This is a genomic window from Cloacibacterium sp. DMC96 (assembly GCF_056313765.1).
In genome coordinates this window covers 493325-519585 of record NZ_JBQUZQ010000001.1, presented here as the reverse complement: position 1 = coordinate 519585, position 26261 = coordinate 493325, and the positions used below count along the sequence as shown (strand labels likewise).

Annotated in this window: 22 protein-coding genes and 1 pseudogene; 11 read left to right on the top strand and 12 right to left on the bottom strand. The window is 33.2% G+C overall.

Going from position 1 to position 26261, the window contains the following annotated elements; all coding sequences use genetic code 11:
• The first annotated feature begins 80 nt into the window (after window positions 1-80).
• Window positions 81-1751, top strand: a complete 1671-nt coding sequence (locus ACT53I_RS02265) for an ArnT family glycosyltransferase (RefSeq protein WP_476078247.1) — start codon at window positions 81-83, stop codon at window positions 1749-1751.
• Here the strand turns inward: ACT53I_RS02265 and ACT53I_RS02260 are convergent.
• The 4 genes from ACT53I_RS02260 to ACT53I_RS02245 form a co-directional block, all read right to left on the bottom strand.
• Window positions 1748-2521, bottom strand: coding sequence for an alpha/beta fold hydrolase (locus tag ACT53I_RS02260; RefSeq protein WP_476078246.1), 774 nt, complete (start codon window positions 2519-2521; stop codon window positions 1748-1750). The two genes, ACT53I_RS02265 and ACT53I_RS02260, sit on opposite strands and share 4 nt — an antisense overlap.
• A gap of 112 nt (window positions 2522-2633) precedes the next feature.
• Complete coding sequence (locus ACT53I_RS02255; RefSeq protein WP_476078245.1) at window positions 2634-3290, bottom strand: hypothetical protein; 657 nt, start codon at window positions 3288-3290, stop codon at window positions 2634-2636.
• 43 nt (window positions 3291-3333) lie between these two features.
• Window positions 3334-4053 (bottom strand): pyridoxine 5'-phosphate synthase, encoded by a 720-nt coding sequence (locus ACT53I_RS02250; protein ID WP_476078244.1) that lies wholly within the window; start codon window positions 4051-4053, stop codon window positions 3334-3336.
• 87 nt (window positions 4054-4140) lie between these two features.
• Entirely contained in the window at window positions 4141-5280 is a 1140-nt protein-coding gene (locus ACT53I_RS02245) for a mechanosensitive ion channel family protein (RefSeq protein WP_476078243.1), read from the bottom strand.
• Between the two features lie 178 nt (window positions 5281-5458).
• Here ACT53I_RS02245 and ACT53I_RS02240 point away from each other — a divergent pair, with 178 nt between their 5' ends.
• Together ACT53I_RS02240 and ACT53I_RS02235 are read left to right on the top strand one after the other, a co-directional pair.
• Complete coding sequence (locus tag ACT53I_RS02240; protein WP_476078242.1) at window positions 5459-5944, top strand: DUF456 domain-containing protein; 486 nt, start codon at window positions 5459-5461, stop codon at window positions 5942-5944.
• 3 nt (window positions 5945-5947) lie between these two features.
• Entirely contained in the window at window positions 5948-6427 is a 480-nt protein-coding gene (locus ACT53I_RS02235; protein WP_476078241.1) for a hypothetical protein, read from the top strand.
• A 1-nt stretch (window position 6428) separates the two neighbouring features.
• Here the strand turns inward: ACT53I_RS02235 and ACT53I_RS02230 are convergent.
• A pseudogene (locus tag ACT53I_RS02230) lies at window positions 6429-7076 on the bottom strand (uracil-DNA glycosylase); the annotation flags it as partial.
• Between the two features lie 53 nt (window positions 7077-7129).
• The gene (locus ACT53I_RS02225; protein WP_476078240.1) at window positions 7130-7819 is read right to left on the bottom strand and encodes a hypothetical protein; all 690 of its coding nucleotides are present in this window, start codon (window positions 7817-7819) and stop codon (window positions 7130-7132) included.
• Window positions 7820-7903: 84 nt separating this feature from the next.
• On the opposite strand from ACT53I_RS02225, the gene ACT53I_RS02220 reads away from it, so the two are divergent.
• Both ACT53I_RS02220 and ACT53I_RS02215 read left to right on the top strand, forming a co-directional pair.
• Entirely contained in the window at window positions 7904-10054 is a 2151-nt protein-coding gene (locus ACT53I_RS02220; RefSeq protein ID WP_476078239.1) for an endonuclease MutS2, read from the top strand.
• An 84-nt stretch (window positions 10055-10138) separates the two neighbouring features.
• On the top strand, window positions 10139-11335 hold the full coding sequence (locus ACT53I_RS02215) for an MFS transporter (protein WP_476078238.1): 1197 nt from the start codon (window positions 10139-10141) through the stop codon (window positions 11333-11335).
• Window positions 11336-11487: 152 nt separating this feature from the next.
• On the opposite strand, the gene ACT53I_RS02210 is transcribed toward ACT53I_RS02215, so the two are convergent.
• Together ACT53I_RS02210 and ACT53I_RS02205 are read right to left on the bottom strand one after the other, a co-directional pair.
• The gene (locus ACT53I_RS02210) at window positions 11488-12435 is read right to left on the bottom strand and encodes an isopenicillin N synthase family dioxygenase (RefSeq protein ID WP_476078237.1); all 948 of its coding nucleotides are present in this window, start codon (window positions 12433-12435) and stop codon (window positions 11488-11490) included.
• 61 nt (window positions 12436-12496) lie between these two features.
• Window positions 12497-13084 (bottom strand): HD domain-containing protein, encoded by a 588-nt coding sequence (locus ACT53I_RS02205; protein WP_371462480.1) that lies wholly within the window; start codon window positions 13082-13084, stop codon window positions 12497-12499.
• A gap of 168 nt (window positions 13085-13252) precedes the next feature.
• On the opposite strand from ACT53I_RS02205, the gene sqr reads away from it, so the two are divergent.
• The 3 genes from sqr to ACT53I_RS02190 all read left to right on the top strand — a co-directional run bounded on the left by sqr (window position 13253) and on the right by ACT53I_RS02190 (window position 15512).
• Window positions 13253-14500, top strand: a complete 1248-nt coding sequence (gene sqr, locus ACT53I_RS02200) for a type III sulfide quinone reductase, selenoprotein subtype (protein ID WP_371462477.1) — start codon at window positions 13253-13255, stop codon at window positions 14498-14500.
• A gap of 79 nt (window positions 14501-14579) precedes the next feature.
• On the top strand, window positions 14580-14888 hold the full coding sequence (locus tag ACT53I_RS02195; protein ID WP_069797015.1) for a TusE/DsrC/DsvC family sulfur relay protein: 309 nt from the start codon (window positions 14580-14582) through the stop codon (window positions 14886-14888).
• Window positions 14889-14993: 105 nt separating this feature from the next.
• Window positions 14994-15512 carry a DsrE/DsrF/DrsH-like family protein gene (locus ACT53I_RS02190; protein WP_069797016.1) on the top strand — a complete coding sequence of 173 codons (519 nt, stop codon included), beginning with the start codon at window positions 14994-14996 and terminating at the stop codon, window positions 15510-15512.
• A 61-nt stretch (window positions 15513-15573) separates the two neighbouring features.
• On the opposite strand, the gene ACT53I_RS02185 is transcribed toward ACT53I_RS02190, so the two are convergent.
• From ACT53I_RS02185 to ACT53I_RS02170, 4 genes are all read right to left on the bottom strand, one after another.
• Window positions 15574-16170 (bottom strand): hypothetical protein, encoded by a 597-nt coding sequence (locus tag ACT53I_RS02185; protein WP_476078236.1) that lies wholly within the window; start codon window positions 16168-16170, stop codon window positions 15574-15576.
• A gap of 88 nt (window positions 16171-16258) precedes the next feature.
• Window positions 16259-19834: a pyruvate:ferredoxin (flavodoxin) oxidoreductase gene (nifJ, locus tag ACT53I_RS02180; protein ID WP_476078235.1), complete on the bottom strand. Its 3576-nt coding sequence runs from the start codon at window positions 19832-19834 to the stop codon at window positions 16259-16261.
• Between the two features lie 13 nt (window positions 19835-19847).
• Window positions 19848-21482 carry an NAD(P)-binding protein gene (locus ACT53I_RS02175; protein WP_476078234.1) on the bottom strand — a complete coding sequence of 545 codons (1635 nt, stop codon included), beginning with the start codon at window positions 21480-21482 and terminating at the stop codon, window positions 19848-19850.
• A gap of 237 nt (window positions 21483-21719) precedes the next feature.
• Entirely contained in the window at window positions 21720-23360 is a 1641-nt protein-coding gene (locus ACT53I_RS02170; protein WP_476078233.1) for a CoA-disulfide reductase, read from the bottom strand.
• Between the two features lie 276 nt (window positions 23361-23636).
• Here ACT53I_RS02170 and ACT53I_RS02165 point away from each other — a divergent pair, with 276 nt between their 5' ends.
• The 3 genes from ACT53I_RS02165 to ACT53I_RS02155 all read left to right on the top strand — a co-directional run bounded on the left by ACT53I_RS02165 (window position 23637) and on the right by ACT53I_RS02155 (window position 26123).
• Window positions 23637-23915, top strand: coding sequence for a PspC domain-containing protein (locus ACT53I_RS02165; RefSeq protein WP_476078232.1), 279 nt, complete (start codon window positions 23637-23639; stop codon window positions 23913-23915).
• 128 nt (window positions 23916-24043) lie between these two features.
• Window positions 24044-24373 (top strand): PadR family transcriptional regulator, encoded by a 330-nt coding sequence (locus ACT53I_RS02160; protein WP_069797022.1) that lies wholly within the window; start codon window positions 24044-24046, stop codon window positions 24371-24373.
• Window positions 24374-24383: 10 nt separating this feature from the next.
• On the top strand, window positions 24384-26123 hold the full coding sequence (locus tag ACT53I_RS02155) for a PspC domain-containing protein (RefSeq protein WP_476078231.1): 1740 nt from the start codon (window positions 24384-24386) through the stop codon (window positions 26121-26123).
• Window positions 26124-26261: the final 138 nt, after the last annotated feature.

The following is a 26261-nucleotide window of genomic DNA, read 5'->3' as shown; positions in this document are numbered from 1 at the left end:
ATGCAAATATAGAAATTTAAAGAATTTTAAGTTTGCTATTTAGATGATAAAGTTTGTTATTTTTGCAAAAAGCAAAAGATATGTCTGAAATCCTCAAAAATCCATATAAAAAATTTTATTTCTTTTTAATTCTCATCACATTGGTGAATCTTTTACAGGCATATTTTACGGAAATCACTTTAGACGAAGCCTATTATTACCAATATGCAAGAGATTTAGACTGGGGATATTATGACCATCCACCGATGGTAGCATTGGTGATTAAGATTTCTCAACTTTTTTTTGATGGAAATCTGGGAGTAAGATTTTTAACCGTTTTATTATTTTCTGGAAATTTATTCCTGATCTGGAAATACCTTTTGCCTCAAGACAAAGCCTCTTATGTAAATGAATTTATCATTCTATCGCTAGGTTTAGTCATGATGAATGCTTATTCATTTATCACCACGCCAGATGTTCCTCTATTATTTTTCGGGACAGTATTTTTTATTTTATACCAAAGATTTACCGAAAAACAAAACTTCTGGAACGCAGTTTTATTAGGAATTTCTGTAGCATTGCTTTTTTACAGTAAATATCAAGCGGTTTTATTGGTGTTTTTTGTGGTAATTTCTAACTTAAAAATGCTTACCAAACCTTACATTTATCTTGCAGGAATTGTAACTTCTCTATTGATGATTCCGCATTTAATGTGGCATATTGAGCATGATTTTCCTACGTTTCAATATCATTTAGTAGACCGTTCAGAAAAGTTTAAAATCAAATATTTCCTAGAATATTTACCGAATCAGTTTGCGGTTTTCAATCCGTTTATTTTAATTCCTTTTGTGATTTTACTTTTTAAAAATAAATACCAAAATCTTCAAGAAAAAGCCTATTATTTTGTATGTGTAGGTTTCTTGATTTTCTTTGCTTTAACCAGTCTTAGAGGACATGTAGAACCACACTGGACAGTTATTGCCTCTATTCCTATGGTGATTTTATTTTTACAATTTATCAAAGAAAAACCATCTTGGCAAAAATATGTGCGCACTATCGTTTTAGGTTCATTGGTTTTGGTTTTCACCACCAGAGTTTTATTGCTCACAGATCTTTTACCAAAAAAACTAGAATTTACAGGTAAAGAACAGAAGTACAAAGCTTTAGCTGAAAAAATAGGAAAAACTCCCGTTTTATTTACCGGTTCATTCCAATCGACTTCTTTGTACAACTATTTTACGGGAAATGAATCTTCTACTCTAGGTTCTTTAAATGTGAAAAAAACACAATTTGACATTTGGCAAAGAGAACAAAACTACTTTGGAAAAAGAGTCTTTGTAGAAAAACCAAACACTCCAAAATCTCAAAAAATCATTGATGAAAACAATATTAATTTCAATGGTTTTTATGTAGAACATTTCCAAACGCCTAATCGATTAAAAATAGAATTTGAGCTTCCTTCCGAACAGCTCAAAAACAATCAAATTATTCCGATTACGATTTATAATCCTACCAAAAATGCTGTTGATTTCAATCATCCTGAAATTCCAGTGACCATTACTGCTGTATTTTTGGCGCACAGAGAAACAACCGATATTCCTACAGAAATTGAAAAAATGCCAACCGTTTTAAAACCTGGCGAAAGTTTCAAAACTCAGATTAAAATCAACACGCAAAACCTAAAAGTTGGCGATTACAATTTCGGCATTACCACCAATTGTATTTTGGGGAATGCTTATAATTCGAAATTTGTAAAAGCAACGGTGAATTAAGTTAAAAACTCTTTTACCGCTTGATTAAAATCTTTTGGGTTTTCGGCTTGAAGCCAGTGTCCTGCATTAGCAATAGAAACCAATTGATATTTCGGGAACTGTTGGCGCATCAATAATTCATCTTGCGGAAGGATATAATGAGATTTTGCACCCGCTAAAAACAAAGTTTCGCCCTCGAATTTTCCAAATTTTATTGCATTGGCAACGAAATCATTGTATTTTTCTGCCAAAGTATTGATGTTAAAACGCCAATTGAGTTTTTTATCTTCCGTCCAATACAAGTTTTTAGTCAAAAACTGAATCACAAATTTTTCTGGAATGTACTGAGATAAAACGTTTTCCACGTCTTGTCTTGATTTTACTTCATCGAAATTTACCGATTGAAGAGCTTTGATAATTCCTTGATGATGTGGAGGATACGCTTTTGGAGCGATATCTGCTACGATGAGTTTTTCTACTTTTTCAGGATAAGAAATCGCAAAAGTCATCACGGCTTTTCCACCGAGAGAATGCCCGAGAAGATTGGCTTTTTCGATGCCATGAAAATTCATATAATTGAGAATATCATCTGCCAAAACTTGATGATTCATCTCGTCTGAATGGAAACTTTTCCCGTGATTTCTTAAATCAATCAAATGAGTTGGAAACAATTCTCCAAACTCTTTTCCGAAACTTCCCCAATTATCTAGCATCCCGAAAAGTCCATGAAAAACGAGCAATGGCGTTCCGTTTTTTTCTTGTCCGTATATTTTTGAATGTAATATTTGCATATTTTATTCACGCAAAATGCGCAGAGTTTTCTTATTTTTCTAAAGCTTGCAAAGGAAAATCTATTTTTAGAATCTAATTTTTTCTTGCTGATTAGGCTGATTCAGCAGATTTTTAATTTTGGTTTAAAAGTTTTTTAAAGTCTGGTTCTTCAAAATCTCTAAATTCACTTTGTTTTGATTTACAATCATTCACTATCATTGGATACTGATTTATTTTTGTAACATCTAACATTAATTTATATGAAACTTCACCATTAATTTCAGATTCAAAAACAGCAATTCCTTTTTCTTTATCAATAATATGGATAATTACCTTTCTTTTATCATTCAATTCATTTATTCTTTCAAATGTAAAAGTTTTGGAATTTTCTTTTTTTAATAAATTTATAGAAATTATGTTAGGACCTTCACATGTTGTTTCTAAAAGCATATTCTTCCTAAACTCTAATCTATAATCTCCACAAAAATCACAATAATAATAAGTGTAAAATTTTCCTTTATATTGAAACAACTCAATCCATCTTTTTGGCAAATCCTTAGCATCAAATTTATTTAGAATGATATTATTCTTTTTAATACTTTCCAAAGAATATTGATAGGCTTGTTTATCAAATTCATCAAAAGAAAAATCAGCTCTTTTATTTTTAAATTCAGAATTGTTTATGTTATCAATAAAAATGGTTTGTTCTTTTCCTTCATACAAAACAATTTTTTGCCCAAAATAAAATTGAACAAAAAAAAGAATGAAAAGTATTAATGGTTTTTTCATTTTAATTTTTCGCTGCTTTTTTGGTTTTCAATTTTCAATTAAATTACCACTTCGCTAACCTTTTCAAATACGCTTGAATGGTGTTTTCTAAACCTAAATACAATGCTTCAGAAATTAAAGCGTGACCAATAGAAACTTCCAATAAATTAGGAATATTGTCGGCGAAATATTTTAAATTATCAAGACTCAAATCGTGACCTGCATTGATTCCTAAACCGTATTTTGTAGCTTCTACAGCTGTTTCATAATAAGGTTTTATGGCAGCTTCTTTGTTGGTTTCGTAATTTTTGGCGTAAGCTTCTGTATACAATTCTATTCTGTCTGTTCCAGTTTCTGCCGCAAATTTTACCATTGCAGGATTTGGGTCAAGGAAAATAGACGTTCTAATTCCTGCATTTTTAAATTCTGCAATCACCGATTTTAAAAAATCTAGATTTTTCTCACAATCCCAACCTGCATTAGAAGTGATGGCATCATCTGCATCTGGGACCAAGGTAACTTGCTCTGGTTTTACTTCTAAAACCATATCAATAAACGGACGATGAGGATTCCCTTCAATATTAAATTCTGTATACACCAAAGGTTTCAAATCGTACACATCTTTTCTAGTGATATGTCTTTCGTCTGGTCTTGGATGAATGGTAATTCCTTGTCCGCCAAATTCCTGAATTTTAATCGCCGCTTCGGTTACACTAGGAGTTTCTGCGCCTCTTGCATTTCTGATGGTCGCTATTTTATTGATATTTACTGATAATTTTGTCATTATTTTAGATTTTAGATTTTAGATTTTAGATTTTAGATTTTGACAAAATTCGTCCCACTTCTATAATCCTATTTCTAAAATTTTATATTATGCTTTACTTATTTGCATGATTTCAAGGTCAAATTCTTGTGCTGCGGTAAGAATATGGTCAAAAATATCTGCCTGAATTCTTTCGTAATCTACCAATTCTGCTTTGTTGGCAAAACAATAAATTTCTAAAGGCATTCCTTGAGGTGAAATTTCTAACTGACGAACCAAAACAATTTCGTCTTGATCTACTTTTGGATTATTTTTGAGGTAATTCAACACATAATTTCTAAAAAGTCCGATGTTGGTTAACTGTTGACCATTGATAATTCTTTCAGCATGTGGAATATTCTTCTTACTTTCTGCAATTTCGCGGAGTTTTCTATCCATATATTCAGAAATCAAGTTGATGTCTTTTACTTTTTCATAAAATTCATCATCCACAAATTTGAAAGACTTGATATTAAAATAAATCGAACGCTTAATTCTTCGGCTGCTTCCTTCGTACATTACTTGGTGATTTCTGATTTCCGTAGAAAGCAAATCATAGGTAGGAATCGTGGAAATGGTTTTGTCAAAATTGACAATTTTTGTCGTCAATAAGTTGATATCTTGAATATTTCCTTCAATATTATACTTCGGAATTCCAATCCAGTCACCAACTTTCATATTTTTAGAAGTAGAAACGTGAATTCCTGTTACAAATCCCAAAATGGTATCTCTAAACACCAATAGAATAACGGCTGTAATTGCTCCTAAAAAGGTAATTACCGTATTGAGACTAATTCCAAAAATTACAAAAATTCCGATAATGGCGAAAATGACCATTCCAAAAATTCTTAAACTTTCAGAAATTGCTTTAATTGCTGTAATCCTGTATCGATCTTCTTTGTGTGTATAATAGGCCTCAAAAGTTTTAACAATTCTGTAAGTAAGCATTGCAAAAACTAAAACTTGTCCAAACATTAATAGCCTTTCAAAAAAAGTAAAACTTTTAGGATGACGCCAAAAAATATCATCTATGAGCCAAAAACAAAATGCTAATGAAAATAAATGTGCAATAGAGTTTTGAACCTTAGCTTTGTAGGCAAATTTTAAAAATTCATTATTAGAAATTTTGACCAAAATTCTAGAGATGAGAGTAATAATCAATCTCAAAAGAATGTCAATCACGAAAAAAAACGCAAAGAGCAATAGCATTTTTAACCCAATTTGAAAGGGTAAAATAAGGCTATCTGTGAAATTTTCTTTCACAAAAAAATGAATCTGCTCACTAAAACTTTTTAGAAATCCCATATTAGAAATTTACGCAAAAATAAAAAATATCATTGGGAATTTGCTTTTATTTATTACTTTTAACCAAACTAATTAAGGATTTATGGAGCAAAATATTATTACCATTGTCTCACTTATCATCATAGGAATAGGAATTCTAGGAACTTTCTTGCCTGTTTTACCAGGATTAGCTGTGAGTTTTGTAGGATTAATTCTTTACAAATACGGCGCAAATCCAGATTTTTCTATTTGGTATATTGTCATTTTTGGGATTTTAACACTCATCTCATTGGTGCTTAATTACATTATTCCCATCAAAACCACCGAGAAATATGGCGGCAGCAATTACGGAAAATACGGAGGTTTTATCGGGACGATTGTAGGTTTATTTTTTCCTCCACTTGGTTTTTTAATTGGCATGTTATTAGGTGTTTTCTTAGGCGAACTTTTGCATGACAGAAATGATAAACAAAAAGCACTCAAAGCGACCAAAGCTGCTTTCATTGGCTTTATCTACGGAACAGGTTTTAATCTTATGGTAGGATTGGCAATGTTTTTGGTAGTAATTATAAATATCTTCAATTCTTAAAATATGAACACTAAATTCTTAATATTAGCAGCAGCTACCTTTGTGGTAACTCAATGCACTTGCCAACAAAAATCTACAGAAATGAAAATGCCTGTAACCAGCTCTCAAGAAGTAAATTCTACCTATCCTACAGAAAAACCAGAATCTGGCGTTACTCGTTTGATCGAAAAACAAAATATCTTTTTAGAAAAAGAAAAAGTAAACATCACCTTCAATAAAGTGACCGAAGACAACAGATGTCCGATGAACGCTCGTTGTGTTTGGGCAGGTTATGCTTCTGCAGAAATAGAAGTGATGAGTGTGCATTCTAGACCTAGAAAATTCATCGTTTCTACGATAGATGATGCTGGAAAAAACCTTAAAAATTCTTTCGTTTTTAATGGTCACAAATACACGCTTGTTAATTTTTATCCTGCCAATTCTACAGAAGTAAACTTTGAAAAACTGAAAGGAAAATATGTGGTAGATATTAAAGTAGAATAATTTACCAGTTAATCGGTTTCTTATTTTTAGAAATCAGATATTCATTAATTTTAGAAAAAGGTCTGCTTCCGTAAAAACCTCTGTACACCGAAAACGGAGATGGATGCGCCGACTGAATAATAAAATGCTTCGTTTCATCTATGAGCGAAGCTTTTTTTTGTGCAAAAGCGCCCCACAAAACAAAAACCACATTTTCTTTCTTCTCAGAAATTTCTTTGATGATAAAATCTGTGAATTTTTCCCAGCCTAAATCTTTGTGAGAATTGGGTTCATGCGCACGAACGGTAAGCGTAGCATTGAGCAATAAAACACCTTGTCTTGCCCAAGAATCCAGTTCGTTACTGGTTTTTACAATTCCCAAATCGTCTTTCAGTTCTGTAAAAATATTCTTCAAAGAAGGTGGCGCTTTTACCAAATCAGAAACCGAAAAACACAAACCATTTGCCTGAAAATCATTATGATACGGATCTTGACCAATAATTACCACTTCTACCTCATCAAAAGGCGTAAGTTCAATCGCTCGGAAAATCTGATTTTTTGGCGGAAAACATTTTGTGGTAGCATATTCATTTTTCACTTTTTGCCAAAGCGTTTCAAAATATTCTGTATTTTTTATTGAGGCAAGAATTTCTGTCCAAGTCATGTTTTGTTGTAAAGTTGTGAATTTGTTGGGTTGTAAAGTTGCATTTTTTTTGCAAAAAACTACAAACTTTCTTTCTTAATAATTTTAGAAAATTGTTTTTCTAATTGTTCATTATTTTTACTAATCGTGTCTAATTTTCCATTATTGAATTGTAATAGAAAGTAATAATTTTCCATAAAACTTGGCGTTTCATTATCTATGTCCATGCTATCATCGTGCGCATAATACAACCAAAGAAAGCAATTCAGTTGATTATTTTTATCTTTATAAATCCACGATTTTTTGATGAGACGATCACCTGCATCTCCCCAACTTTCAGCAATTTCTGTAAAATCTATAATTCTTTCTTGGCTTTTGTTGTAAACAAAAAATTTCAAAGATGTTGGCCAATATTCAGAAGGAGTTCTAGCAATTAAACCTAAATTATTCTCATCAATATTGAACTTATAAACTGCATAGGTTTCTACTTTGCCATTATCAAAAGCATTATATTGTTTTGGAAATAATTTCACATCTGAACTATCAATTTTCTTCCCGAAAAATTCGAAATTTTCATTATAAATTTCTTCTCCAGAATATACTTTAAGCGTATCAAAATCTACAGTTTTAAATTGGTCTAAAAATTTTTGATTTTTACTTACCCAAACTTTTGTTTCTGGTACTTTTTCTTTTTTTATTTCAGTTTTTGGAACTTCCTTTTTACAAGAAATCAAACTTAAAACAGTGAAAATTGTTATTAGTTTTTTCATAAAATCCATTTCCTCAAATTTACAAAAATCATCGGAACGATTTTACAACTTTACAATTCAACGACTTTACATTATCTTTGCATTGTGCAAGTAACCAAAGAAAATTTACAAGAATTAGAATTCCCGAAATTGCTCGCGGAAATTTCTCCTTATGCGTATTCGCCAAAAGTGGCAGAAAAAATCCTTCATCTCAAACTTTTAAAAATAGATGAAGCAGAAATTACTTTGAAAAAAACTGCCGAATATCTCACAAGTTATGAGAGTTCAAACGCAATTCCGTTTAGTGAATATGAAGATATAGAAGCAGAACTGAAGGTGATGCATATCGAAAATTTCAGGTTAGAAAACGCTGCTTTTATCAAGATTAAAAACCTAACGGAACAAATCGGGAAATTGCAGAAATTCTTTCCTATACTTGCCGAAACCTTCCCTATTTTGCTGGAAGAAGTGATGCAATTGGATTTCAAGAAGGAAATTGTAGATAAAATCGACAAAGTTTTTAATCGTTTTGGTGAAGTAAAATCTGAAGCTTCACCCATTTTAAAATCTTTGAGAACCGAAATTCAGCACGCCAAAAAACATATTCAAGAGAATTTCAGCAAAACACTTTCTCATCTTTCCTCCACCGATTTTTTAGATGAAATTAAAGAAACCGTGATTGATGACCAAAGAGTTTTGGCAGTAAAATCTGGCTTCAAAAAACGTGTTCCCGGTAGAGTTTTAGGCGTTTCTAAAACAGGTTCTATCACCTACATTCAGCCAGAAAGTGTCTCTAGACATTACTTTAAACTTCGTGAAGCGGAAGAAGAAGAAAAGAAAGAAGTGGATAAAATTCTGCGAAAACTCACGGCAGAAATTGCCATTTTTGCTCCAGAATTAGAAGAATATCAAAAATATATTTTCGATTTAGATATCACCAGAGCAAAAGCCAAATTTGCAGAAAAAATTGGCGGCGTTTTGCCCAAAATCAATCGTCATAAAACTATGAGATTGGTCAACGCATTTCACCCGTTACTTTTATTGAGAAACCGAGAAGAAAAAAAGGAAATCTATCCGCAAACATTGACTTTGACAGAGCATAACCGAATTCTCTGTATTTCTGGACCAAATGCTGGTGGAAAATCCATCACACTGAAAACCGTTGGTTTGCTTCAACTGATGATTCAGAGTGGAATTCTGGTTCCTGTTCATCCGAAATCTGAAATGTTCTTTTTTGAAAAAATTAGAACGGATATTGGTGACAATCAATCCATTGAAAACCATCTTTCTACGTATAGTTCTCGCCTTAAAAAAATGTCTGGAATTATTCGTGAAGCAGATGATAACACCTTGCTTTTGATTGATGAATTTGGGACGGGTTCTGATCCAGAATTAGGTGGCGCTTTAGCAGAAAGTTTTCTGGAATTTTTCTACGAAAAAAAATCTTTCGCGATTATTACCACGCATTACACCAACATTAAATTGGTGGTAGAACAATTGCCCAATGCAACAAATGCTGCGATGCTTTTCGATGAATATTCATTGGAACCTTTGTACAAATTAGAAGTGGGACAAGCTGGAAGTTCTTTCACTTTTGAAGTGGCAGAAAAAAATAGAATTCCAAGATTTATCATTAAAAATGCTCGTTCTAAAGTAGAAAAAGACGTGGTAAATCTCGATAAAACCATCGTGAAATTGCAACAAGAAAAATTTGAGGTTGAAAAACTGAAATCCAACCTTGTCGAGCAAAAAGAATCGGTAGAAGATAAACGCGAAAATCTGCAAAAACTGAATGAGCAACTTCAACAAAAACTGTATAATTTCCAAAAATTATATGAAGAAGAACACCGAAAATTACAGTTCGGAAATAAGATAGAAGCCTTTATTGATGGTTATCTGAAAGGAAAATCAAGAAAAGATATCGTAAAAGATTTTGTGAAAATTCTGGAGCAGGAAAAATTCCGAAAATTGGGTTCAGACAAAGCAGAATCTGAGAAACTGAAAGTTACCAAACGAAAAGTAGAACAACAACTCAAGAAGGAAAATATACAAGTTCAAATTGCAGAAACCAACCAAAAATTGGAAGAAAAAACGCAAAAAGAACGCGCCGTTTGGATGAAAGTTGGTCAACGAGTTCGTATTGCAGGTTCTACTTCTGTGGGAACCATAGAAACCATTCACAAAAACGGAAAAGTTACCGTGAATTACGGACTTTTTAAAACGCAAATTTCCAAAGACGAACTGGAGAGAATTTAATAATGAAAAATTGAAAACTCTCGCTGATTAAGCGAATTGGGCAGATTAATTTTTCCAATAATATGCATGATTACTAAAATCTGCATGAACATTAATATGAAATCAAACACCATCAAAAATCGTGATTTACAAATTGCTATTGCAGTATTTTTGGCGGGATTATCATGTTTTGGATTGTTGTATTATTATCAAGCGTTGCTTCCTGATTTGGTAGAATATTTCAAAATCAATAAAGCCAAAAGCAGTTTTGCGGTTTCTTCGGCGACTTTTGGAATGGCTCTTGGTTTAATTACTTCCACTTTCGTAGCAGACCGATACAGCCGAAAAAAAGTCATCGGATATTGTTTATTTGCATCAGCAGTTTTAGCTTTTACCTCTTCATTTTCTGAAAATTTCAACGTATTAATTGCGCTTAATTTCTTGAAAGGATTTTTGCTTTCGGGTGCTACTTCGGTTTGTTTGGCTTACATCGCAGAAGAAGTTTCAGAAAACAGAAAATTGAGAATTACAGGATTTTACATTGCAGGAAATGCAGTGGGAGGAATGATAGGAAGAGTGATTTCATCTCAGGTTTCGCATTATAAATCTTGGCAATTTGCTTCAGAATTTATTGGAATTTGGTGTCTTATTTTTGCGATTTTATTTTTTATACTCGCTCCAAAATCACAAAACTTCAAACCAAAGAAAGAATCTTTTAAAACTTTAATAGAACCGAATTTCAAGCTCATTACTCACCCAAAATTACTGCCTTATTACATTACAGGATTTCTTTTGCTAGGAACGTTTGTAAGTTTGTACAATTACATGGCTTTTTTCTTGGTCAAAGCACCATTTAACATTTCCAGAAGTTGGATTTCTTATGTTTACGTGCTTTATATTTCTGGCGTTTTTGGTTCTATGAATGTCAGTTTTTGGGAAAGAAAACTCAAAAATTCTGAAAATGTTTTAAAAACCATGAGTTTAGTAGGAATTCTAGGAATTCTCTTCTTTTTCCTGCAAAATACGATAGCTGTGATTGTAGGATTAGCCGTTTTCACGTATAGTTTTTTTGTAGCGCATACCGTTTGCAGTAAATCAGTGGGGAATTTTTCAAAAGAAAAAAGAACGGTAACGATTGCGTTTTATTTGCTGCTTTATTACATTGGCGCAAGTGCTTTAGGAAGTTTCAGCGGAGTGATTTTACAGAAATTAGATTGGCGAATTTTCTTAGTTTTTCTGACTGTAATCTTCGGAATCATTTATTTGATTTTTGTTTTTAAAAAAGAAAAAATCGAACCTTAAAAAAGATTCGATTTTTAAATTTTATTATTTATTTTTTTGAAACGCAAAGATTTAATAAAAACTTGCTCATTATTTTAGTGAGCAAAGTTTAACGAATTAATTCGTTTTTAAGCGAACGCTTCATCTTTTTAAATCTAAGATTTTATTAAATTTTATTTAATCAATCCTAATTCTACTAACCTTTCGTGCAGGAATTCTCCAGCAGTGGTGTCTTCGTATAATTTAGGATGGTCTTCGTCAATACAATTTTCTAAACAGTTTAACGGCATTTCGCTTACTGGATGCATGAAAAACGGAATAGAATATCTAGAAGTCCCCCATAATTCTCTCTCTGGATTTACCACTTGGTGAATCGTAGACTTCAGTTTATTATTGGTGTGTCTAGAAAGCATATCGCCTACATTTATCATCAATTCGTCTGGTTGCGCAATCGCATCTACCCAATTTCCTTCGTGGTCTCTCACTTGTAAACCTTTTCCGTGAGCTCCCATTAAAAGAGTGATTAAATTGATATCACCATGAGCTGCTGCTCTTACTGCATCTTTTGGCTCTTCCGTAATTGGTGGATAGTGAATTGGTCTAAGAATACTGTTTCCTTCTGCTACGAATTTATCGAAATAAAACTCATCTAAGCCTACATATATTGCTAAAGCTCTCAATACATAAATTCCAGTTTTTTCTAACATTTTATAGGCTTCTTTTCCTACTTTGTTAAATTCTGGCGCTTCTGCAACTTCTACATTTTCTGGATATTCTGCTAAATATTTAGAACCTTCTGGTAAATATTGTCCGAAATGCCAAAACTCTTTTAAATCAGCCTTTTTGAATCCTTTTGCAGTTTCTTTTCCGAAGCCTACATAACCTCTTTGACCGCCAATTCCAGGAATTTCGTATTTTGATTTTACTTCTACAGGAAGGCTAAAGAAGTTTTTGATTTCGGCGTACAATTGGTCTACTAAATTTTGGTCTAAGAAATGACCTTTAAGCGCTACGAATCCTATTTCTTCGTATGCTTTACCAATTTCGTTTACAAATTTTTGTTTTCTTGTTTCGTCTCCCGAAAGAAAATCGCGTAAGTCTACGCTAGGAATTTTATTCATTTTTAAATAATTAATCGTTAATCTCCGGGATGCGAAAATAAAGAAATTTATTGAATAAGTGCTATAAAAGTTTTCCTTCGTCAAAAGCCTTTCTAATCAACACATCAAAGGTGTCAAGCATATCTTCTGAAGCCAATTCTATTCTCGGGCGAAGCATTTTTTGCACCTTCTCGAACTCTACTCCTGCTTCTATCCAACTCAAACCATTGTTAAAACAATTCATCACAAAAGGAATCATTCTGTCTACAGCACTTGCAAAAATGGCGGTTTCTGTTTCCCCAGCTTCGAATTCTAACCAAAGGTTCATAAATTCTGATTTCATAGGTTCTGCCAAAATCCCGAAAATTCTTTCAGCAGAAGCCAGTTCACGCTCGAATTTCCCTTCATTTGCTTTTTCATCATAGAAAAATGTATCTCCTGCATCTATTTCTACCACATCATGTATAGAAAGCATTTTAATTACTCTTCCTAAATCTATTTTTTCTTTGTTTCGAGCATAGGGAAAAAGTATCTGTGCAAAAACAATCACTTGCCATGAATGTTCTGCTGTATTTTCTCTTCTAGAATTGTCATGATTAAAATTTCTACGGATTACATTTTTGAGTTGGTCTAAAGTAAGGATGAACTCTATCTCTTTTTCTAAGTACATTTTCTAATTTTTTACAAATTTAAGTCAAATAAAAATAACGGATTTTATTTCGATTTTAATGACAAAAGTCATTGAGGTTGTGTAATATAAGTTACACAAGTCCATTTTGCGCTGATGTAACTTTGTACAAGAAAATTAAGAATTACTCATTCTTGCAAAGTTAAAAATATGAAAAACTTAGTAATCTTAGGAGCAGGAACCGCCGGAACCATGATGGCGAATCACCTAGTAAAAAAACTGAATAAAAAAGATTGGCAAATTACTTTGGTAGACCAATTTAAGTCTCATTACTATCAGCCAGGATTTTTATTTATTCCTTTTGGAACCTATCAACCAGAAGATGTAAAAAGAACGATTGATGAATTTTTACCAAAAGGAATTCAACTTATTCGTGAAAAAATCGACAGAATAGATAAAGATACAGATACCGTTATTTTAGAAAACGGAAGAAATGTAAAATATGACATTCTCATCATTGCTACAGGTTGTAAAATCGCTCCAGAAGAAGTTCCGGGAATGAAAGGAGACACTTGGCAAAAAAATATTTTCGATTTCTATACTTTTGAGGGAAGTTGTGCTTTGGCTAAAAAATTAGAAACTTGGCCAGGAGGAAAGTTAGTAGTTCACATTACAGAAATGCCAATAAAATGTCCTGTTGCTCCGCTAGAATTTGCTTTTTTAGCAGATGATTACTTCACCAAAAAAGGAATGAGAGACAAAGTAGAAATTTCTTACGTTACTCCACTTTCTGGCGCATTTACAAAGCCTAAAACTACTGAAACGCTCAATTATTTATTAGAGGAAAAAAATATAAAAATTGTTCCAGATTTCGCAGTAGAACATATAGAAGGAGAAAACGGAAAAATGTTCGATTACGGTGGCGAAGTGGTAGATTTTGATTTATTAGTTACCATTCCAACCAATATGGGAGACGAATGTATTCTTCGTTCTGGTTTTGGAGATGATCTAAACTACGTTCCTACTGATAAAAATACCTTACAAAGTAAAGTAAAAGAAAACATTTTCGTAATCGGTGATGCTACGAATGTTCCTGCTTCTAAAGCTGGTTCTGTAGCGCATTTCGAAGCCGAAATTCTTACTGAAAATATTCTAAAATATATAGAAGGAAAACCACTTAATCCAGAATTTGACGGTCACGCCAATTGTTTCATAGAAACGGGAAAAGGAAAAGCATTACTCATAGATTTCAATTATGACGTAGAACCATTAAAAGGAAAATTCCCATTTGCTGGAATCGGTCCACTTAATTTATTAGAAGAAAGTGCTTTTAACCACTTCGGAAAAATGGCTTTCAAATGGGTATATTGGAATATGCTTCTCCCAGCCAGAAAAATACCTTTCGTAACGCCTACTATGAGCAGAGCAGGAAAGAAATTTGACAAGGAAACAGTATAAAAGTGATTAATGAATTCGCTGAACTGTGAACGGTGAATTTCTAAAATTTCAAAAAAATTAACAAAAAAATATTATCAAAATGGAAAAAACTTATGCAGGTTTTACAATCAATGTAAACGACGAGGGATACCTTACAGACATGAACCAATGGAATCACGAAGTAGCTAAAGAAATGGCTAAAGAAGACGGTTTAGAACTAGGAAACAGACATTTCGACGTGTTAGAATATTTAAGAGACCAACAGAAAAAAGATGTAGCATTAACCATAAGAGGCGTAGGAAAATCTGGTGTAGTAGACATTAAAGAATTCTATGAATTATTCCCAAAAGGACCTCTAAAAATCTCTAGTAGATTGGCAGGAATTTCTAAACCAAAATCTTGTATTTAAAAAGGATTTAGGAATTAGGATGAAGGGATTAGTAAATTGATTTTTTTTCAAATACTAAAAACCTAATCCCTCAAACCTAATCCCTCAATAAATAAAACAAAAAATATGGAAACTACATTATTAAAAAATCCATTAGCAGATTTAGATAAATCTCTAAAACCTATAGAAAAAGTAATGGTAATCATTTCTAAAGGAACTTTAGAAAGTGTTTACGCAGGTTTTATTTTGGCAAACGGAGCGAGAATGGAAGGTATGGAAGCAGAAATTTTCTTTACTTTCTTCGGACTAGATGCTGTAATTAAAGACAGACTAAAAGACATTCACGTGGCTACTGTAGGAAATCCTGCAATGCACATGCCTACCATGTTGGGAGGTTTACCAGGAATGGAAGCTCTCGCTACCAAAATGATGAAATCTAAAATGGAAAAATTAGATATTCCGCCAATTGATGAATTTATAGAAATTTTATCCGCTTCTGGTTGCAGACTTTGGGTTTGTAAATTGGCTTTTGAAATGTTTGATTTAAAAGAAGAAGACTTAACTCCAGAAGTGGAAGGCATATTAACTGTAGGAGATTTCTACGCAAGAGCAGCTGGAGAAGGCACTCAAATTATTTTTATCTAAATAAAAACTTTTGTGTTGAAAAAATCCCCACCAATTTCTCGGTAGGGATTTTTTGTTTGCATTAAAGTTTATATTGCAAAACCATCCAATGGTTAGCATGATTTTTAATTAAATCCTCTTTCAAAAGTTGATCTTTTGTTTTAAGGTACTGATAAACCTTTAAAGGAACAGAATCAGGATACTCTTTCAATCCTTCGGAAATCATTTTTGTAGATTCTTCTATTTTATTATCATTTTCAAGGGCTTCATATCCATAAATATAAATAATTGCAGGAACTCTATCCCAAATCTCCTTACTCTCTTTGTATAAAAAATCCATCACTTGAACCTGATATTTTGAGTTTGTAGGTTTACCTATCGCTGCTGTTTTAGAAATATAATCTTGATACATGAAAAATACAAAAAGTATATATCCATTTTTTAAATTATTATCCTCAAAAGTTTTATTAATTATTTCAGGAGTATCATTACTTAACTCGCCTTTGTCAGACTGTAATGCTTCGGTATAAAATCTTTGCAAAAGATTAGCTACTTTTTTATCGCTATTATCAATTTTAGATGAATTTTTTAATTGCTGAGAAACAGTATCAAAGGTTTTTTCCTGTGAAAAAGCAACGATTCCAAGAAAAAGAAAAAATGTGGTTATTAGATTTTTCATTTAAATTTATTTATATCAAATTTATTAAAAAAAACCTTACTGATTTTGAAATTCAGCAAGGTTTTCATTTTCAATTTTCAACTTTCAATTAAAAAGTCGGTTGGAAGTTTTCAGCTCCGAGTGAAGCCATATCTTCGTACGTTTTCCATCTTAAATCTACAATTTCTTGTGCTAATTGCATTAAATGTTCTGCATCTTGCGGTTGCGTTTGTTTTAGAACTCGGTAACGCAATTCGTTGTACGCATATTCTTCAAACGGAATTGTAGGACGAATAGAATCTAAGATAAACGGATTTTTATTGTTTTTTCTCAACACAGGATTGAATCTAATCAATGGCCAATAACCACTAGAAACCGCCATTTTTTGTTGATTCAAACCTTTTTCCATATCAATTCCGTGTGCAATACAATGACTGTACGCTAGAATTAATGAAGGTCCGTCATAAGCTTCTGCTTCACGCATCGCCAATAATGTTTGTTGAGGATTTGCTCCCATCGCAACAGTTGCTACGTAAACATTTCCGTAAGAAATGGCTTGCATCGCCAAATCTTTTTTGCCAACACGTTTTCCTGCAGTTGCAAATTTCGCAGAAGCAGCAGTTGGCGTAGCTTTAGAACTTTGTCCTCCTGTATTACTGTAAACCTCAGTATCTAAAACCAAAACATTGATATTTCTACCTGTAGAAAGTGCATGGTCTAAACCTCCACTTCCTATATCATAAGCCCAACCATCACCACCAATGAGCCAGACAGCACGATGAACCAAGTGGTCTGCAAGAGAATAAAGATGTTTCGCATCTGGATTTTCAGAAAATTGCAATCTATTTTTTAGAATTTCTACTCTTTCTCTTTGTTTGATGATTTGACTTTCTAATTTTTGTGGTGCATGGATAATTTCATTGATGAAATCTTCGCCCAATTCTGGTTTTAATTTTTCGGCGTAATAATGAGCCATTTGCAATTGCTTATCCGCAGAAAGTCTCATTCCCAAACCAAATTCGGCATTATCTTCAAAGAGAGAATTGCTCCAAGCTGGTCCTTTTCCTTTAGAATTAGAACTCCAAGGTGTAGTTGGTAAATTTCCTCCGTAGATTGATGAACAACCCGTTGCATTGGCTACCATTAATCTATCACCGAAAAGTTGAGTGAGCACTTTAATGTAAGGTGTTTCTCCACAACCTGCACAAGCTCCAGAAAACTCGAACATTGGTTCTAAGAATTGTACGCCGTGAACTGTGGAATAATTCACCATATTTTTATCGTGAATTGGTAATTTCTCGAAATAAGAAATCACTTTTCTATGTTTTTTAAGGTCTGGATTTTTTGGTAAAATATTAATCGCACGCAATTCTTCATTTTCTTGGTCGATAACCGGACAAGCTTCGTAGCATAATTTACAACCAGTACAATCTTCTTCATAAACCTGAAGCGTGAACTTGGTTTCAGGGAAACCTCTTGCATTAATTGGTGCAGATTGGAAACCTTCTGGAACTTCAGTCAATAAATCTTTGTGATAAAATTTAGAACGAATGACAGAATGAGGACAAACAAAACTACAATTACCACACTGAATACAGATGTCTGAATTCCAATGGGCTACTTTTTCAGAAATATTACGTTTTTCCCATTTTGTAGTTCCATTAGGATAAGTTCCATCAGCAGGAATAGCACTTACAGGTAAATCATCACCTTTGCCAATCATCATTTTGTAGGTGATATTTTTCACAAAATCTGGTGCATTTTCGTCAACAGTTTGCTCCTCTCCTTTTTCGACAGTTACCGCAGTTGGAATTTTAACTTCAAACAAATTCGCCAAAGTTTGGTCTACCGCTTCAAAGTTTTTGTTTACTACAGCTTGACCTTTTTTGATATACGTTTTTTCAATCGCTTTTTTGATTTGTTTGATGGCTTCTTCCTCTGGCAAAACTCCTGAAAGTTTGAAAAAACACGTTTGCATAATGGTATTAATTCTGCCTCGCATTCCTGTATTTTCGGCAACTTCATTGGCATCTATCACAAAAAATCTAATATTTTTTTCAATCAATTGTTGCTGAACTTGGTAAGGCAATTTATCCCAAACTTCATCTTTAGAATAAGGTGAATTCAATAAAAATTTCGCTCCATTTTTAGCAAAACTGAGCATATCTTCATTTTCTAAAAATTTGAAGAAATGACAAGCGATGAAATCTGCTTTTGAAATTAAATAAGGCGCTTCAATCGGTTCGTGCCCAAAACGAAGGTGAGAAACGGTTTTCGCTCCAGATTTTTTAGAATCATAAACGAAATATCCTTGCGCTGAAAGTTCTGTATTTTCGCCTATAATCTTAATAGAGTTTTTATTTGCACCTACAGTTCCATCAGCTCCCAAACCGAAAAATAGAGCTTGGTTCCATCCAGAATCATCTAATTTGAAACTATAATCTACATTGATACTGGTAAAACTTACATCATCTGTAATCCCTACCGTAAAATGGTTTTTAGAATTTTCAGTTTTTAAATTATCATAAACCGCTTTTACCATTGCTGGAGTAAATTCTTTAGACGAAAGTCCGTATCTACCACCAATAATTTTAGGCATTTTATCTAAAGTTCCATTCGTAAGTGCTTCTGTAAGGCAAACCAAAACGTCTTGATACATCGGTTCACCATTGCTTCCTGGCTCTTTGGTTCTATCTAAAACGGCAATTTTTTTCACAGATTTTGGTAAAACCGAAATGAAATCTTCATTAGGAAATGGTCTGAACAACGAGATTTTAAGAACACCTGTTTTTTCTCCATTTTTATTCAAAAATTCTGAAGTTGGAATCACGGTTTCTACTCCAGAACCCATAATTACGATAACATTTTCTGCTTCTGGATGTCCGTAATATGTAACAGGAGCATAATTTCTACACGAAATTTCAGAGAATTTCTTCATTTCTTCCTTTAAAATGGTAGGAATTTTAGCATAAAAAGGATTAGAAGTTTCTCTTCCTTGGAAATAAACATCAGGATTCTGAGCAGTTCCTCTTACGAAAGGTTTATCAGGATTTAGGCTTCTATTTCTATGTGCAATCACCAATTCATCATCTATCATTGCACGGATTTGGTCGTCATTTAAAAGATTAATCTTGTTCACTTCGTGAGACGTTCTGAAACCGTCAAAGAAATGAATAAAGGGAATTCTCGCTCTCAAAGTGGTAGCTTGTGCAATGAGCGCCATATCATGCGCTTCTTGAACACTTGCAGAAGAAAGCATTGCAAAACCAGTAGTTCTAGCCGCCATTACATCTTGATGATCACCAAAAATCGACAAAGCTTGTGCTGCCAAAGAACGTGCTGCCACATGAAAAACTGCACTCGTAAGTTCTCCTGCAATTTTGTACATATTTGGAAGCATCAACATTAACCCTTGAGATGCGGTAAAAGTTGTTGTTAAAGCACCAGCTTGAAGCGAACCGTGAACTGTACCAGCAGCACCCCCTTCACTTTGCATTTCTATAATTTCGGGAACGTTTCCCCAGATATTTTTAATTCCTTTAGACGCCCATTCGTCTGCCAATTCTGCCATAGTAGAAGATGGCGTAATAGGATAAATGGCACAAACTTCGTTTACTCTGTACGCGATGTACGCAGCAGCTTCGTTGCCGTCGATGGTTGCTATTATTTTATTTTGATTTTTCATTTTTTTCAATTGATTAATGTTCTAAAACCATATCTAAAGCGTGACATGGACATTGTTCTGCGCAAACGCCACAACCTGTACACAAATCGTAATTGATGGTGTAACCTTCTCCTTTTCCGTTTTTGGAAATCGCACCTTCCGGACACGCTCCATAACAACTATCACACTCGAAACAATTTCCGCAAGAGAGACAACGTTGTGCTTCGTAAACTGCTTCTTCAGTAGTATAACCTGCAACAATTTCATCAAAAGTTTCTACTGCTTTCTCAATTTCTAAATGTTGTTGTGCTTTCTTTTCAGCATCTGTTTTGAACCAAATTTGTAGTTTTTCGATGGTAACTAAAGGATTGTTGGCTGATTTTTCGTAAGTGGTATTTCTAAGCCAAGCATCAATATTTCTGGCTGCTTTTTTACCGTGTCCCGTTGCAATCGTTACCGTTCTTTCACTAGGAACCATATCTCCTCCTGCAAAAATTCCGGGATAACCTGTCATCATTGACGGATTTACTTCAACGGTTGTTCCATCCTCTTTGAAGGTAATTCCTTCAATATGTTTTAAGAAATCTGTATCTGCTTCTTGGCCAAGAGCTAGAATTAATGAATCTGCTTCCAAAGTTTCGTATTCACCAGTTGGAACGGCTTTTCCATTAACCACTTGCATTTTTTCAACGGTGATAGAAGAAGTTTCCATATTTTTAATGGTGCTCAACCAATGGATTTTTACCCCCTCGCTTAAAGCTTCATCTGCTTCAAATTCGTGAGCAGGCATATGTTCACGGTCTCTTCTGTAAATAATCATGGCTTCATCTGCACCTAATCTTTTCGCAGTTCTCGCTGCATCCATTGCGGTATTTCCACCACCATAAATCGCAACTCTTCTTCCTAAAAGTGGTTTATTCTCACTATTTTCATCTGCTTCTTTCAAGAAAGAAACGGCATCTAAAATTTTACTCGCTTCTTGTGCTGGAATATTTACTTTTTTGGCTAAATGAGCTCCAATAGCTACAAAAACCGCATCGAAACCACCATTTTCTTTTTCTTGGAGAATATCTTGAACTTTATAATTGAGGACAATCTTTACTCCGAAATTTTCAATTCTTTTAATTTCAGCTTGAAGAATATTTCTAGGCATTCTGTACGCAGGAATCCCAAAGTTCATCATTCCACCAGCAACTGGGCCAGCTTCGAAAATAGTGACTTCGTGGCCTAATTTTCTAAGATGATATGCCGCCGAAAGTCCAGAAGGACCTGCACCTACAATCATAATTTTCTTACCGGTAAGTGTTTTTGGGGGATAAAATTGCCAATTATTTTTTAATGCTTCGTCTCCTAAGAATCTTTCTACCGCGTGAATGCTCACCGAAGAATCTAAATCTTTTCTGTTGCAAGAATTTTCGCAAGGATGATAACAAACTCTCCCATGAATTGCAGCCATAGGATTTTGCTCGGTCAATTTTCTCCAAGCGTCTTCTATTTTTCCTTCTTGAGCTAGAGAAAGCCAAGCCTGAATATTTTCGCCAGCTGGACAAGCGTTATTACAAGGTGGAAAAAAATCAACGTATTCTGGTTTGCTTTTCCTAATAGAACCAGTTCCCTTGCTTTTATTAAGGTTTGCAAGTTTGGTTAAATCCGTTTTAATAAAACTCATTTTATGTGTTTATTTGATGTTATCTACATTTATAAAAAGTGACTTTTAGAAAAGATTGGTCACAAAAGTTCAATTAACAAAATTATTAATTAAAGCATAAGAACTTTGAGTTTTATAAGCATACTTTTGTCATGTTTTGGAGATTTCTGATTAAAATCATATTATTATTGAACAATTATTGAAAACAAAAAAGGCTCCAATAAAAATTGAAGCCTTCTTGTTAACAAAAAACTATTACTATGATTGAACTTTTGACCAAAGATTATACCCTCCGTTTAAGTTCACGGCTCGGAAACCGTTATTTCTCATAATTCTATTCGCTAAATAACCTCGCAAACCAACTTGGCAATAAATGGCATACGTTTTATTCTTATCTAATTTTTCGAGATTTGCTCGTAAATCATCTACGTTAATATTAATTGCTCCTTCAATTGCTCCTCCTGAAAATTCTTTTGAAGTTCTTACATCTAAAATTACCGCATCATTCTCTTTGACAAAATCCCAAAATTCATCATAATTCACCATTTCTAAATCTCCTTTCAAAATATTTTCTGCAGCATAACCAGCAATATTTACAGGATCTTTCGCCGAGTTAAAAGGCGGAGCATAAGTAATTTCAATTTCTGGTAAATCATAAACCGTGAGATTTCCTTTGATTGCCGTTGCAATGACATCAATTCTTTTATCAACTCCAGCTTCGCCAACAGCCTGCGCTCCGAAAATTTTACCATTTTCATCGAAAATAACTTTTAGAACCATATTTTTAGCGCCAGGATAATAACCCGCGTGATGACCGCGAGTTACAATGGCAGTTTTATAAGGAATTCCGAATTTTTTCAAAGTTTTTTCATTCAAACCAGTGGAAGCTACAGAAAATTCAAAAAATTTCAAAATTGATGAACCCAAACTTCCTGTATATTTGTATTGATTTCCTAGAACGATATTGTCAGCTACTATTCTACCTTGTCTGTTTGCTGGCCAAGCTAAAGGAATCAACACTTTTTTATTGTTGATGTAATGCGCTACTTCTATTGCGTCTCCCACTGCATAAATATCAGGATTAGAGGTTTGCATAAATTCGTTCACCAAAATTCCACGAGTTTCACCAATTTCCAAACCTGCTTCTTCTGCTAATTTGGTTTCTGGTTTTACTCCGATTGCGAGAATTACAGCATCCGTTTCTACAGAAGTTCCATTGTTTAAGAATACTTCTATGGTTTCGCCTTTATCGTTAAATTTTTCTACGCCAACGTTTAACAACAATTCAAGCCCTTTTTGTTTTGCTTTTTCGTGAACGAAACTGGCAATATCAAAATCTACAGGCGCCATTACTTGATTGCCCAATTCTACCAATTTCACAGACTTTCCAGCTTCAATCAAGTTTTCGGCAACTTCCAAACCAATGAAACCACCGCCAACAACTACAAAATTCTGAGCATTTTTGGTTTTTGCTACAATTTTATCCATATCAGGAATATTTCTGAGCGTATAAATTTTATCAGAATCAATTCCTTCAAAAGGAGGTTTTATAGGTTCTGCACCTGGAGAAAGCAATAATTTATCATAGCTTTCTAAGTAAATTTCGCCTGTTTGTAAATTTTTTACTGAAACTTTTTTATCGACTGTATAAATAGATAAAACTTCTGTAAAAACTCTTACATCTAAGTTGTATCTTTCTTTTAGGGATTCGGGGGTTTGTAATAAAAGAGCATCTCTCTTGTCAATCGTTCCGCTAATATGATAAGGCAAACCACAATTCGCAAAGCTTACATATTGTCCTTTTTCAAAAATTATAACTTCGTTTTCTTCTGAGAGTCTTCTCAATCTGGTTGCTGCTGTTGCGCCTCCTGCAACTCCTCCTACTATTAGTATTTTCATCTATAAATCTTTAATGGATTAAAAAACTTCATTTCTAAAGTGAAACAAAATTGATACTGCAAAATTACGGTTGGTTTTCACCAATTTCGGTAACAGATGTTACAATGAAAACGTGATTTTTGTCAAAAACAAAAATTATTAAAATTTACACTTGAAATTTTTATAACTGACTATCAATGACTTAACTAAATAATTAAAAAAAATTTACTACTTTGTATTGCATAATACTAAATTTTATATATATCTTTGCATAAGAAAATCACAAAAATCATTAAAATGAAAACTTATCAACAAAATGAAAACCAATTTTACACTGGTTGTAGAGCAAAACTAACTCGCGATGGAGACAATAGAAGAATCGCTGGGGTTTGTTCAGGACTTGGAAGATATTTCGGGATAGATGTCTCTTTAGTAAGAGTTGCATGGTTCTTACTGGCATTCTTCGGAATATTTTCGGCGGGAATTTCTACGTTTATGGTCGTATTTGTCTATTTTTTACTTTGGTTACTTTTACCAAAAACGAGAACGATTCACTATTTCGAAGAAAGAAAATAGTAATATATTTTTTTGCATTACTACTTTGCATTGCATATTACTAAAAAATACCTATTTTTGTTCAACAGAAAAAAATTCGTGAAATGAATGTTATAACAAATTATAAAAACCACTAATAACTAAAAAACATGAACACAGAAAATACCAAAGCGCAAATGCGAAAAGGAATTCTAGAGTTCTGTATTTTGAGCCTTATCAATAATAAAGAAATGTATGTTTCTGATTTAATAGACGAACTCAAAAAAGGAAAGCTAGATGTAGTAGAAGGAACTCTTTATCCGCTACTTACAAGATTGAAAAATGGAGAATTTCTTGCTTACAGATGGGAAGAATCTACCAGTGGACCGCCAAGAAAATACTACCAAATCACTGAAAAAGGAAAAACCTTTTTAGCAGAATTACAAAATACTTGGAATGAATTAACAGAATCTGTAAACCAAATCACCAAAACATCATAAAAACTAAACTATGAACAAAACATTATCAATAGGACTTGCTGGTTTTTCTTTCGTAATAGAAGAACACGCATACATAAAACTGAGTGACTACCTCGCTGCACTGAGAAGTTCTCTAGAGGAATCAGAAGCAGACGAAATTATGCATGATATCGAAATTAGAATTGTAGAAATTCTAAAAGATAACATGGGAAAAAGAGAAGTGGTAAATGATGATGATATAGAAAAAGTAATTGCCCAAATTGGTAAACCAGAAGTAATAGAAGAACAAGAAGAAGCTTATTTTTCTGATAAAACTGCCAATAAAAAATCAAGACCTTCATTTTCTTCGGCACAGCAAAAACAACTGTTCCGTGATCCAGAAAATATGAAATTAGCAGGTGTTTGCTCTGGTCTGGCTGCTTATTTCGGGATGGACGTAACTTGGATGAGAGTTATTTGGTTTGGTGTTGCATTTTTAGGACTGTTCACCGCTGGAATCTCTACTACCCTCATCGTATTCTTATATTTAGTATTTTGGATTATCCTTCCAAAAGCAGAAACTGCAGCAGATTTTCTTAAAATGAAAGGTAAACCCTTGAATTTTGACAATTTAAAAGAAGAATCTAGCAATATCGTAAAATTTGCCAATGAATCTACTGCAAAAGTGGGTGAAATGTACAATGAAGCTAAACCTGTAGTAACTTATGCTGGTAGCGGATTGCTAAACGTTTTAAGAGTTCTTTTCGGTGCTATTTTCGCTTTCTTAGCACTTGGAGCAATCATCGGTTTATTCTTCTTTTTCAATTTATTTGGAAATCCAGATTTTCCTGGTGTAAGCAAAATGAATTTCTTGTTTGACGATGGCGGAATGAAATATATCCTTTCTTCACTCATTGTACTCGGAACATTATTTCCAGCAGTTCTTTTCAGCTTAATAAGCATCAAATTATTATCTCCTAAAACTAAATTAAGAAATTTAGGATATGTATTGGGTGGTTTATTCTTAGCAATTGTGCTTTTAGGAACTTATTTCGGAGTAAACATGGCAAAAATAGATATGTCTTATAAAGGCGACAAAGAAGAAACCGAAAATATTTCTATCAATGTTCAGCCAACTGATAGCCTTATCATTGACAAAAAACAAGTAAACATTCCAGCGAATTATACTGCTTATGATGATGATATTTTCTCTGACAAGAAAATGGTTTTCGAAGAAGATTATCCAAACGTAGAAGTCGTAAGAAATGCTAATATTACTCAGCCTTACCTCATCATTAAAAAATATGCGGAAGGTTATAACAAACCTCTAGAACTTAATGTTCCTGTAGAAGTGGTAGGCAACAAAATTTTATTACCAAATTTCGTAAGTTATCCTTACCAATACAGATTCAGACATTACAGTGTAGATTATGAATTGGTGGTTCCGAAAGATATGAAAGTTGCAAAAGGAAACGAACATCTTAATGTAAACGGTGACCTTAATGCAAACGGAATAGATGATGACGATGAAAATAACAACAATGAAAATGGAGATATCATTAACGAAAAAAATAAAATCAATATCAACGGAACTACAATAGAATACGATTCTGAAAATGCTGACAGTGTAATTATCAACGGAAAAAAATATCCTAAAAAAGTTGCAGACAGCATTTTAGAAAAAGACGTCAAAAATATTAACAGTCTGAAAGATTTAGAAAATTTAAAAGACCTTAATATTTCAATTAAAGATGGCGATTCTAAAATAGAAATTAACACCAAAAATAAATAGTTCTAGTTTAGTTGGGTTGCTGATGATAACAACAGAAACTTCCGCAACCCTACACTAGAAACTAAGTAGCCGAAGTGAAAAGATATTTTATAAAATTTTAACATTTAAAATATTTTAAAATTAAAAATAATTAATACC